The organism is Streptomyces sp. NPDC088400, assembly GCF_044753355.1.
GTDB lineage: Bacteria > Actinomycetota > Actinomycetes > Streptomycetales > Streptomycetaceae > Streptomyces.
In genome coordinates this window covers 164,393-176,755 of record NZ_JBIVMZ010000016.1, presented here as the reverse complement: position 1 = coordinate 176,755, position 12,363 = coordinate 164,393, and the positions used below count along the sequence as shown (strand labels likewise).

Below are 12,363 nucleotides of genomic sequence, written 5' to 3'. Positions count from 1 at the left end.
CCGGATGTCAGACAACCAGAAGCTGCGGGACTACCTGAACAAGGTCACGGCGGACCTGCGGCAGACCCGCAGGCGGTTGGAGGAGGCCCGCTCCGCCGAAGCCGAGCCGATCGCCATCATCGGGATGAGCTGCCGGTTTCCCGGCGGGGTGGAGTCCCCCGACGACCTGTGGGAGCTGGTCGCGGGGGAACGGGACGCGATCACCCCGTTCCCCCGCGACCGCGGCTGGGACGTGGACGGCCTCTACGATCCGGACCCCGAGCAGACCGGCACCTCGTACGCCCGCGCGGGCGGGTTCCTCGCCGACGCGGGCGGCTTCGACGCGGAGTTCTTCGGGATCAGTCCGCGTGAGGCGCTGGCGATGGACCCGCAGCAGCGGCTGCTGCTCGAACTGTCCTGGGAGGTGTTCGAGGCGGCGGGAATCGACCCGACCTCGGTGGCCGGGCGACCGGTAGGTACGTACGTCGGCACCTCCACCTCCGGCTACGGGATCACTCTGGCCGAGGCACCGTCAGGGGTGGAGGGGTACCTGCTGACGGGCAGTGCGGCGGCCGTCGCATCCGGGCGCATCGCGTACACACTCGGCCTGGAGGGCCCGGCGGTCACGATCGACACCGCGTGCTCGTCGTCGCTGGTCGCCATGCACCTGGCCACGCAGGCCCTGCGGTCCGGCGAGAGCGATCTCGCCGTGGCCGGCGGCGCCACCGTCATGTCCAGCCCGGGCACGTTCGTGGAGTTCAGCAGACAGCGCGGCCTGTCCCCGGACGGGCTGTGCAAGCCGTTCGCGGCGGCGGCGAACGGCACCGGCTGGGGTGAAGGCGTCGGGCTGCTCCTCCTGGAGCGGTTGTCCGACGCCCTCGCGAGCGGTCACCGGGTGCTCGGCGTGCTGCGGGGCTCCGCGGTGAACCAGGACGGCGCGTCGAACGGTCTGACGGCACCGAACGGCCCTTCGCAGCAACGGGTGATCCGGCAGGCGCTGCGCAACGCCAAGGTCGCCGCCGCACAGGTGGACGTGGTGGAAGCGCACGGTACCGGCACCACACTCGGTGACCCCATCGAGGCGCATGCCCTGCTGGAGACGTACGGTCAAGGCCGTTCGCAGGAGAGCCCGTTGTGGTTGGGGTCAGTGAAGTCGAACATCGGTCATACGCAGGCGGCCGCGGGTGTGGCTGGTGTGATCAAGATGGTGATGGCGTTGCGGCATGGGCGGTTGCCGGTGACGTTGCATGTGGATGAGCCGTCGCCGCATGTGGACTGGTCTGCGGGTGGGGTGCGTCTGCTGACGGAGCCGGTGCCGTGGGCGGCTGGTGGTCGTCCGCGGCGGGCGGGTGTGTCCTCGTTCGGGATGAGTGGTACGAACGCGCACGTGATCCTGGAGGAGCCGCCGGCTGTGCCGCCGGAGGCCGTTGTGCCGGTGGATGTGTCGGGTCCGGTGCCGTGGGTGCTGTCGGGGCGCGGGGACGGGGGCATTCGCGGCCAGGCCGCCCGGCTCGCGGATTTCGTGCGGGCTCGGCGGGCTGTGGGTGAGGCCGATGGCCAGTGGCTGGCGGGTGTGGCTGTGGGGTTGGCCGGCCGGGCCGCCTTGGAGCAGCGGGCCGTGGTGGTCGGCGGGGATCCGGGCGAGTTGCTGGCAGGTCTGGATGGGCTGGCTGTCGATGGGCAGCCACTGCCGGCGAGTGCTGGTTCCGGTGTGGTGTTCGTCTTCCCTGGTCAGGGTGGTCAGTGGGTCGGGATGGGTCGTGAACTCCTGCTCTCCTGGCCGGTGTTCGCTGAGCAAATGGCTGTGTGTGAGCGGGCTCTGGATCCGTTTGTGGACTGGTCGTTGCGTGAGGTTCTGACGGGCGGGGAGCGGGACTGGTTGGGCCGGGTGGATGTGGTGCAGCCGGTGTTGTGGGCGGTGATGGTTTCGCTGGCGGGGGTGTGGCGTGCGGCGGGGGTTGAGCCCGATGCTGTGGTGGGGCATTCGCAGGGTGAGATCGCGGCTGCGGTGGTCGCGGGTCGGTTGAGTGTGGAGGACGGCGCCCGGGTTGTGGCGCTGCGTTCGCGGGCGCTGCGGGAGTTGGCCGGGCGTGGGGCGATGGCGTCGGTCGCGTTGGATCCGGGGGAGGCGGAGGCTTGTCTGCCGTCTTCGGTGTCGGTGGCGGCGGTGAACGCGCCGGGGCAGATTGTGGTGAGCGGCCCACCCGAGGAGATCGCCGCGCTGTGTGCGCGGTTGGAGGAGCAGGGGGTACGTGCGCGTCGTATCGAGGTGGATTACGCGTCCCATCATGCGCAGGTGGAGGTGGTGGAGGAGCGGCTGCGTGCGGAGTTGGCCGGGGTGGTTGACCGGGGTGGCTCGGGGCCGGAGTTGGTGTCGACGGTGACTGGTGAGCCGGTTGCCGAGGGAGGGCTGGACGCGGGGTACTGGTACCGGAACGTGCGGGAGCCGGTGTTGTTCGCGGATGTGGTGCGCCGGTTGGAGGGTGCGGGTCCGCAGGTGTTCGTGGAGATCGGTCCGCATCCGGTGTTGTCGTTGGCGATGGAGCAGACGGTCGGTGACAGCCCGGTGCTGCATACGCTGCGTCGCGACCGGCCTGAGGTGGCTCAGCTGCTGAGCAGTCTGGGTGCTGCCTGGACCGCTGGTCTGCCGGTGGTCTGGCGGGGGCTGTTGCCCGCCGTGGAGCCGGTGGCGTTGCCCACGTACGCCTTCCAGCGCCGGCACTACTGGCTCACCCCTTCGGCGAGCACTCGGCAGACTGCCGTCGGCCGGTACCGGATCGGCTGGAAGCCGCTGCCGGAACCGGAGCGTGCCGGGCCGCCCCGGAACGCCGATTGGCTGCTGGTCCATGAGGAAGGCGGGGATCGCACTGCCGAGGTCGCCGTGCTCGCCGCGGCTCTGGCGGGCGAAGGCGGCTCGGCGCGTGTGGTCACAGTGCCCTCGGGAATGGCCGAACCGGACGGGCTGACAAGGCTGTTGGGTGAACCTCCCGCGCAGGATCAACCGACCGGGGTGGTCTCGCTGCTGCGCGGGGAGGCCGCAGTGGGCCTCCTGCGGGCCGTGGCATCCATGCCCTGGCGGGCACGGCTGTGGCAACTGACCTCGGGCGCCGTCGGCGTGGGCGGAGGCGATGCCGTCGCGGACTGCCTGCAGGCGGAACTGTGGGGATGGAGCCGCTGCTTCGCGCTGGAGCACCCGGACCGCTGGGGCGGCCTGATCGACCTGCCCGTCGACGCCGCCGCCGACGTGGTGGCCCGCGCAGCGGCCCGGCTCGTGCGCGACGGCGACGAGGACCAGGTGGCCGTCCGCGCCGAGGGTGCCTTCGGCCGTCGGCTGCTGCCCGTGACCGACGAGCCGGGCGCCCCGCGACCGGCGTGGCCGGCCGCCGGAACGGTGGTGGTCACCGGCGGTACCGAGGGGCCCGGCCGCCACCTGGCCCGCTGGGTGGCCTCCCGTGGCGCCGACCGCCTGGTGCTGGTCGGTGACGACACCTCGGAGCTGTGCGCCGAACTGACCGAGGCGGGTACGCCGACCGTCGCCGTGACGGGCGATGTCACCGACCCGGATGGGCTTCGCACACTTCTTCAAGAGGCCACCGGGGAAGCGCCGTTGACCGCCGTGGTGCATGCCGCGGGCGCCATCGAGCTGGCCCCGGTCCTGCGGAGCGACCCCGCACATGCCACCCGTGTCATGAGGGAGCGCTGCGCGGGCGCCGAAGCGCTGGCCGAGGTGCTGCGTACGGACCATCCGGACGCGCGACTGGTGCTGCTCTCCTCGGTCGCGGGCGTCTGGGGCGGAGGTGCGCACGGCGCGTTCGCCGCCGCCGGCGCACACCTCGACGCCCTGGCCGAACGGGAACGCGCGGTCGGCCGCCCGGTCACCTCCGTCGCCGTCAGCCCCTGGGAGGCCGAGCCCGAACTGGCCGACCTGCTGCGCGGGCAAGGGGTGCCGGTCACCGACTCCGGCGTGGCCCTCGCCGCGCTGCCCGGCCTGCTGGCCCTGGCCGAACCGGCCGTCGTACTGGCCCGCGTGGACTGGGAGCGATTCGTCCCGACGTTCACCGCCGCAGGGCCCCGGCCGCTCATCGGCGACCTCCCGGAAGCGCGTCGCGTCCTGGAAGCGGAGGCCGAGGCCGACGCCGCCCGGAACCCGGGCACTGCGCACACCTCCAAGCTGGCGCGGGCCCTGGCCGACGCCGCACCGGCAGACCACGACAGGATCGTACTGACGGAGGTCCGGGCCACCACCGCCGCCGTGCTGGGCTACGCGGGGCCGGACGACATCGGCGAGGCCAGGGCCTTCCGGGAGCTGGGCATGGACTCGGTGACCGCCGTCGAACTGCGCAACCGGCTTTCGGCGGCGACCGGTGTACGACTCCCCGCCACGCTGATCTTCGACCACCCCAGCCCGGCGGCGGTGACCCGCCTGCTGCGCCAGGAGATGACTCCCGGCACGGTGGCGGCCGACGACGACAGGGCCGTCCCGCCCCCGGGGCGGGCGGTCACCGACGAACCCATCGCCATCGTCGGGATGAGCTGCCGGTTCCCCGGCCGCGTCGCGTCGCCCGAGGACCTGTGGCAGGTGGTCGCCGGGGGCGTCGACGCCGTCACACCGTTCCCCGACGACCGGGGTTGGGACGTGTCCGGTCTCTACGACGAGGACCCGGACCGGGCCGGGACGGTGTACGCGCGCAGTGGCGGATTCCTGCATGACGTCGCCGGGTTCGACGCGGGATTCTTCGAGATCAGCCCACGCGAGGCGACCGCCATGGACCCCCAGCAGCGGTTGCTCCTGGAGACCTCCTGGGAGGCGTTCGAACAGGCCGGCATAGCCCCCGAGGCAATGCGTGGCAGCGAGACCGGTGTCTTCGTCGGCACCAACGGACAGGATTACGCCTCACTGCTGATGTCCGGCGACGACGGCCTGGAGGGCTACCTCGGCACCGGCAACGCGGCAAGCGTGGCCTCCGGCCGGGTCGCCTACGCCCTCGGTCTTGAGGGCCCGGCCGTCTCGGTCGACACCGCCTGCTCGTCCTCCCTGGTGGCGATGCACTGGGCCGCGCAGGCGCTGCGGCAGGGCGAGTGCTCGATGGCACTGGCCGGCGGCGTCACGGTGATGACGACACCCGGCTCGCTGCTCACCTTCGCCCGGCAGCGCGGCCTCGCCGCAGACGGGCGGTGCAAGGCGTTCTCCGCCCACGCCGACGGCATGGGCATGGCCGAGGGCGTCGGCATGCTGGTGCTGGAACGGCTCTCCGACGCCCGGCGCCACGGGCACCGGGTGCTGGCGGTGCTGCGCGGCTCCGCGATCAACCAGGACGGCGCCAGCAACGGCCTCACCGCCCCGAACGGCCCCGCGCAGCAGCGGGTGATACGGCAGGCGCTGCGCAACGCGGGGCTCGGCGCGACGGATGTCGACGCCGTCGAGGCGCACGGCACCGGCACCACACTCGGCGACCCGATCGAGGCGCAGGCACTCCAGGCCGCCTACGGCAAGGACCGCCCCGCCGACCTCCCGCTGTGGCTCGGCTCGCTGAAGTCCAACATCGGCCACACCCAGGCCGCCGCCGGAGTGGCGGGTGTGATCAAGATGGTGATGGCGCTGGACCGGGAGTCACTGCCCCGTACCCTGCACGCCGATGAGCCGTCCACGCACGTGGACTGGTCCGACGGCACGTTGCGGCTGCTCACCGCTCCGCTGCCGTGGAAGCGCTCCGACCGCCCGCGCCGGGCCGGCGTTTCGTCGTTCGGGATGAGCGGCACGAACGCCCACGTCATCCTGGAAGAGGCCCCTGCGGCCGGGCCCCCGGTCGCCGACGAGCCGGCAACTGACGACGGCACAGGCGAGCCGGCAACTGACCACCACACGGCGTCCGTCGTACCGCCGTGGCTTCTCTCCGCGAAGTCCGAAGCGGGGCTGCGCGACCAGGCCGACCGGCTGCGCCGCCGCCTGCGGGCCGCACCCGGCCCCGGCCCGGTGGACGTCGGCCACGCGCTGGCGACCACGCGCTCGGTGTTCGCGCACCGCGCGGCCGTCCGGGGCGACGGGCGCGACGAGCTGCTCGCCGGCCTGGACGCTCTGGCCGCGGGGGACCAGTCCTCGTACGTGGTCCGCGGCCGGGCCGACGCGGGCGAGCGCCCGGTGTTCGTCTTCCCGGGCCAGGGCTCGCAGTGGGACGGCATGGCCGTACGGCTGCTGGAGACCTCGCAGGTGTTCCGCGACAGCATCGAGGCGTGCGCCGAGGCGCTGGCACCGCACCTGGACTGGTCCCTGCCGGACGTGCTTCGGGGCGCCGCAGGTGCGCCCCAGCTGGACCGGGTGGACGTGGTGCAGCCCGCGCTCTTCGCGATGATGGTGTCGCTGGCCGAACTGTGGCGCGCGCACGGCGTCCGCCCGGCCGCCGTGGTCGGCCACAGCCAGGGCGAGATCGCCGCCGCGTACGTGGCGGGGGCCCTGTCCCTGGACGACGCGGCCCGCGTCGTCGCACTGCGCAGCCAGATGCTGGCGGGCCTCCAGGACGGCGGCGGCATGACCTCGGTCGCCGCGCCGGTCTTCTGGGTGGCGGGCCGACTGGCGCAAGGAGACGGCGCGTTGGAGATCGCCGCCGTCAACGGACCGCGCTCGGTCGTGGTGTCCGGGCCGCTCCCGGGTCTCGTACTGATGGAGAAGGAGTGTGCCGCCGAGGGGATACGAGTGCGGCGCGTCCCCGTCGATTACGCCTCGCACTCGCGGTACGTGGAGGCGCTGCGCACACCGCTGCTCGCCCGGCTGGACGGCCTGTCGCCGCGCGCGGCGACCGTGCCGTTCCTCTCGACGGTGACCGGCGAGCGCGTCGACACCTCCACCCTGGACGCCGGCTACTGGTACCGGAACCTGCGTCATACGGTCCGCCTCGACGACGCGGTCGGCGACCTGCTCGGCCAGGGGCACCGAGCCTTCGCCGAGATGAGCCCGCACCCGGTTCTCACCGCAGGGGTGCTCGACACCGCCGAGCAGGCCGGCGTCGACGCGTTCGCGGTGGGCACGCTCCGCCGCGACGACGGCGGCCTCGACCGGTTCCTCACCTCGCTCGGCGAGGCTCATGTCCGCGGCGTACGGGTCGACTGGCGGGCCGCCTTCACCGGCCACCGGCCGCGGCCGGTGGAGCTGCCGACGTACGCGTTCCAGCGGCAGCGGTACTGGGTCCACGCCGCGTCGCCCGTGACGGGAGACGTCGCGGCGGCGGGGGTGGCACCGGCGGACCATCCGCTGCTCGGCGCGGAGGTCGCGCTCGCCGACACCGACGAACTGGTGCTCACCGGCAGGGTCCGCGTCCCGGCACTGCTCTGGCTGACGGACCACCAGGTCTCCGGCGTGGTGTTGCTGCCCGGGACCGCCTTCGTGGACCTCGCGCTCCGGGCCGGTGAACGCTGCGGCCACCCCGTCGTGGAGGAACTCACGCTCCAGGCTCCGCTGTTTCTCCCCGAGGGCACGGAACCGCAGATTCAGGTCAGGGTCGGCCCGCCCGACCTCACGGGACGGCGCGCGTTCCGCGTGCACTCCCGGACGGGCGAAGGCGCGGGCAACGGTACGGACGGCTCCGGCTGGACCTGCCACGCAACCGGCACCCTCACCGCCACCGAGCCCATCGAGCCCACCGCCCTTGCGGTCACCGGAGCGGAGACGGCAGCCTGGCCGCCGGCCGGCGCGACCGCCGTCGACATCACTGACGGCTATGACCGGCTGGCCGGCCTCGGCTACGGCTACGGGCCCGCGTTCCGTGGAGTCCGCGCGGTCTGGCGCCTCGGCGACGAGATCTTCGCCGAGGTGCGGCTGCCGGATCAACTCGCCGAGGAGGCAGCGCGGTTCGCCCTGCATCCGGCCCTGCTCGACGCGGGCATCCAGGCAGTCGGCCTGGCCGCGACCGGCCCTGGCGGCCCGGACGGTTCCGGCGGCCCGGACGGCTCCGGTGGCTCCGGTGGCTTCGGCGGAAAGGAACCGGCCGGTGACGCCGCGGAGGGCGTCCGGCTGCCCTTCGCCTGGACGGATCTGAGCCTGCACCGCGTCGGCGCGAGCGCCCTGCGGGTGCGGCTGGCGCCGACCGCGAACGGCGGTGTCTCCGTCACGGCCACGGACGAGACCGGCACCCCGGTACTGTCCGCCCGCTCGCTGGAGTTCCGGCCGGTCTCGACCCGAGGGATGCGTCTCTCCGGAAGTGGACTGTTCCGGCTGGACTGGCGGGAGACGACCAGCCGACGGACACAGGTTCCGCACGAGGCAGGCACCTGGGCCGTCGTGGGCGCCGAAGCCGGGGAACTGCGTACGTTGCTGTCCGCCGGAGGAGCCGACGCGGCGACGTACGCCGACCTGCCCGCCCTGCTGAGCGCCGCCGCCTCCGGTGCCCCGATGCCGGATGTCGTGCTGCTGGCCCCGGAGCCCGTACGGCCCGGGAGCACGGACATCGTGGGCGACGTACACGAACTGACCGAACGTCATCTCATGCTGATGCGCGACTGGTTGGGCGAAACACGCTGGAGGGGCACCCGCCTGGTGGTGACCACCCGGGGTGCGAACGCCCTCGATCCGGTCGCCGCCGCCGCGGGGGGGCTCCTGCGCTCGGCGCAGGCCGAGCACCCCGGCCGATTCACCTTGCTCGACCTGGACGGTGACGTACTGCCGCGGGCGGTCGTCGAGGCCGTCGCGAGCGGTGCGCCCCAACTCGTGCTACGCGCAGGAGCGGTTCTCGAACCCTCGCTCGTCCGCCTGCCCGCACCGGCCGGGGCACCCGCGCCACTCACCGGAACCGTTCTCGTCACCGGGGGCACCGGAACCCTCGGCGCACACGTGGCCCGGCACCTCGCCGCCGAACACGGCGTGAGACACCTGCTGTTGATCAGCCGCAGCGGCGAAACGGCAGCAGGCGCTTCCGGACTGCGCGCCGACCTTGCCACCCTGGGCTGCGAGGCCACCTTCGCGGCGTGCGACAGCGCCGACCGGGACGCGCTGCGCGCCGTACTGGACGGCATCCCGGCGGATCGGCCACTGAGCGCCGTGATCCACGCCGCCGGAGTTCTTGACGACGCCGTTCTCACCTCGATGACACCGGAACAACTGGGCCGCGTGCTGCGGTCGAAGGCCGACGGGGCGATCCACCTGCACGAGCTGACCCGCGAGCGCCCGCTGGCGGCCTTCGTCCTGTTCTCCTCGGCAGCCGCCGTCCTCGGCAGCCCGGGCCAGGGCAACTACGCTGCCGCGAACGCCCTGTTGGACGGCCTGGCCCGGCACCGTCACGCCGCCGGACTGCCCGCGCTCTCCATCGCATGGGGCCTGTGGGGACAGCGCACCGGCATGACCGCCCATCTGTCCGAGGCGGACCTGCGCCGGATGACCCGCGCGGGTCTGGCCCCGCTGGACACCGAGGGCGGCCTCGCGCTGCTGGACGCCGCGCTGGCCACGGGTGAGGCGACCGTACTCGGCGCGCGGGTGGACCTGGCGACCCTGCGCGCCCGGGGTGCCGACGCGACGATCCCGCCGCTGCTCCGCAGCCTGGTGGGTACGCCCGGCCGGACGGCCCCGAGCGGTCCGGCGGAGCAGGAGCCGGAGGCGACGGTGCGGCGGGAACTCGCGGGTCTGACGCCGCAGGAGCGCGGGCGGGCACTGCTGCGCCTGGTCCGCGCCGCCACGGCCGCCGTGCTCGGCCACGCGGACGCCGATCAGGTCCCGTCCGACGGGCTGTTCACCGAGCTCGGCTTCGACTCGCTCACCGCCGTCGAGCTGCGCAACCGGGTGCAGTCGTCGACCGAGCTGCGGCTGCCCGCGACCCTGGTCTTCGACCACGCGACCCCGCTCGTCCTTGCGGCGTACCTGGACGCGGAACTGGCCTCCGAGCCGGGCCCCGCCCCGGTGGACGCGGCACCCGAGGCCGCTGTGGAGAGTGCCGCGCCGGACAGCATCGAGGCGCTGTACCGGGCGGCCTGTCGGCAGGGGAAGGCGCACGAGGCGATGGACCTGCTCGCCGCGGCGTCCCGGCTCCGGGAGCACTTCACCGACCCGGCGGCCCTGGCCACCCCGCCCCGGCCGGTCCGCCTGGCACGCGGTTCCGACGAACCCGTGCTGGTCTGCCTGTCCACGATCACCGCGCTGTCCAGCGTCTACCAGTACGCCCGTTTCGGCACGGCCCTCCAGCAGCGACGCGACGCGTGGTTCGTGCCGGTGCCCGGGTTCACGGCCGACGAGCCGGTGCCTGCGGATGTGGACGCCCTCGTTGATCTGCTCGCCGACCTCGCGCTGCGGTGTGCCGAGGGCCGTGCGTTCGCCCTCGTCGGCCACTCGGCCGGTGGCTGGCTGGCGCACGCGGTGACGAGCCGTCTTGAGGCCCGGGGCGTGCCGCCGGTGGGCACCGTACTGATCGACACCTATCTGCCGGGCAGCTCCGCCTTCACCCAGGTGCAGGACGCGCTGAGCGACATGATGTTCGACCACGAATCCACGGTCGGGCGGCTCGACAGCGCCCGGCTCACCGCGATGGGCGCCTATCTGCGGCTGTTCGACGGCTGGAAGCCCGAACCGGTGCACACGCCGACCCTGTTCGTCCGCGCGGACGAGCCGGTGACGGACACCGTAGCGGGCGACGAGTGGCGCCTGAGCTGGCCGCTGCCGAACACCACGCGGGAGGTTCCGGGCAACCACTTCTCCATGATGCAGTCCGGCGCCGCCGCGACCGCGGAGGCCGTCGACGCCTGGTTGCGCGACATTCCGCGACCGAAGGCCGGCTGAGTCCGGGCGGGGGAGCCGCACGGACGGAACGCCACAGGGCCCCGGCTCACGCCGGGGCCCTGTGGCATGACGGTTGTTCAGCCGCTGTGCGCGGTCAGCGCGTCCCTCAGCTCCGGGTAGGACGGGCCGGGGGAGAGCACCGGAGGCTCCCAGCCGGTGGCCAGCACGGTGTCCAGCCGCTCACGCACCTCGGGGGTGTCCAGGCTGTCCGGGGAAGCCATCAGATTGGCGCGCAGTTGCGCCAGCTCCCACAGGCGGTGGTCCTGCTGACCGGCCAGGGCCGCGAGAACGGCCAACGGGAGTCCGGCGGGCGGCTCCGGCCGGCCGTCCACTGTCGCGCGCCAGCTCCGGGTGCGCTCCACGTCGTCGTGGACCCCGTCCTCGTACCAGGGGCGGAGCTCACGCTCGGCGTAGGCCCGCAGTCCGGCGCTCACCGCTCCCAGGTCCGCCTGGTGACGGTCCATCAGATCGCTCAGTTCGGCCGCACCGGCCAGGGCGAACGACGCACCTCGGCCCAGGATGGGGTCGGTCGTGCACAGCACGTCCCCGAGCGGCAGATAGCCGTCCGGGGTATCGGGCGACAACTCGCGCCAGGTGTTGGTGAGTCCGGCCATCGGCACGACGTCGCCGATCGGCTCGGCGCTGCCCGGCCGCAGCCACGGCCCGAACTGGGCCACCGCGTTCGCGGCGGCCTCGAACGCGCCGGTCTCGCGAAGCCGTCCGAGTGCCTCGTCCTCCGGCAACCGGGCGAACACCACAGCGAACGTGCGGTTGTCGTGCGCGTAGAGCCCGCCGCCGAAGCCTGCCCCGCCCGCGAAGACCACGGGAACCAGGAACGTCGGCGGCTTCGGTACGCCGTCAAGGAGGTGGTAGAAACGGCTGTGGTAGACGTTGCCGCAAGGGCTCTCCTCCGCTTCCTTGGTGAAGGCGCCGACCAGCGGCGAGCGTCGCCCCGTGGCGTCCACCACCGCGTCCGCATCGAGCACCGCGCCGTCCACCCGTACACCCCGGACGCGTCCCTGGTCGGTCACGACCTCACGGACGGACAGACCGTGGCGGAGCCGGAGACCGGCCTGCTTCCGCACCGCGCGGTGCAGCACCCACTCGACGGTCGCCCGGCGTGAGCCGAAGCTCGCCAGTTCGGTCGCGTCGCCCGGGGCCTCGACCCCTGGCGGCGCGGTCATGTCCACCTCGTCGACCCCGTGCGCGAGCAGGTCGGCGTGCACATCCGGCAACCGGGTCTGCAGCAGGTGCCGGAACAGGCCGAGGAACATGTGCGGGTGGCGGACCTGCGGCGCACCCGGCCGTTGCCACTCCTGAATGTCGCTGAGGTCCTTCGGCGGGGGACCGTCCCGCTCCACCAGGTCCACCGAGTACCCCCGGCGGGCGAGCAACAACGCGGCGCTCAGCCCGGCGATGCCCCCTCCCGCCACCACGATTCGTGAAACCATGCATGCTCCCGGATGTTGTGCTGCCCCTACGATTCACTGCGAAGCGGCGGCCACACCCCACGCCCGTGCCCCGGTTGGGCACGGTGCCCGTGCCGTTGAACCGACTGCGTCACGCCGCGATGCTAGGCCGCGGCGCACGGCCCTGTGGAGGCCGAACGGCGAAGATAGGGGTTCCCCCCA

At 73.3% G+C, this 12,363-nt stretch carries 2 protein-coding genes; one reads left to right on the top strand and one right to left on the bottom strand.

Features of this window, described 5'->3' with window-relative positions:
- The first annotated feature begins 4 nt into the window (after window positions 1-4).
- Window positions 5-10,732 carry a type I polyketide synthase gene (locus ACIQD6_RS31810; RefSeq protein ID WP_401889252.1) on the top strand — a complete coding sequence of 3,576 codons (10,728 nt, stop codon included), beginning with the start codon at window positions 5-7 and terminating at the stop codon, window positions 10,730-10,732.
- 77 nt (window positions 10,733-10,809) lie between these two features.
- On the opposite strand, the gene ACIQD6_RS31805 is transcribed toward ACIQD6_RS31810, so the two are convergent.
- On the bottom strand, window positions 10,810-12,183 hold the full coding sequence (locus ACIQD6_RS31805) for an NAD(P)/FAD-dependent oxidoreductase (protein WP_401889250.1): 1,374 nt from the start codon (window positions 12,181-12,183) through the stop codon (window positions 10,810-10,812).
- Window positions 12,184-12,363: the final 180 nt, after the last annotated feature.

Excerpts from the sequence above, each read along its gene's own strand:
- ACIQD6_RS31810 (WP_401889252.1), top strand. The coding sequence starts at position 5 with ATGTCAGACAACCAGAAGCTGCGGGACTACCTGAACAAGGTCACGGCG.
- ACIQD6_RS31805 (WP_401889250.1), bottom strand. The coding sequence starts at position 12,183 with ATGGTTTCACGAATCGTGGTGGCGGGAGGGGGCATCGCCGGGCTGAGC.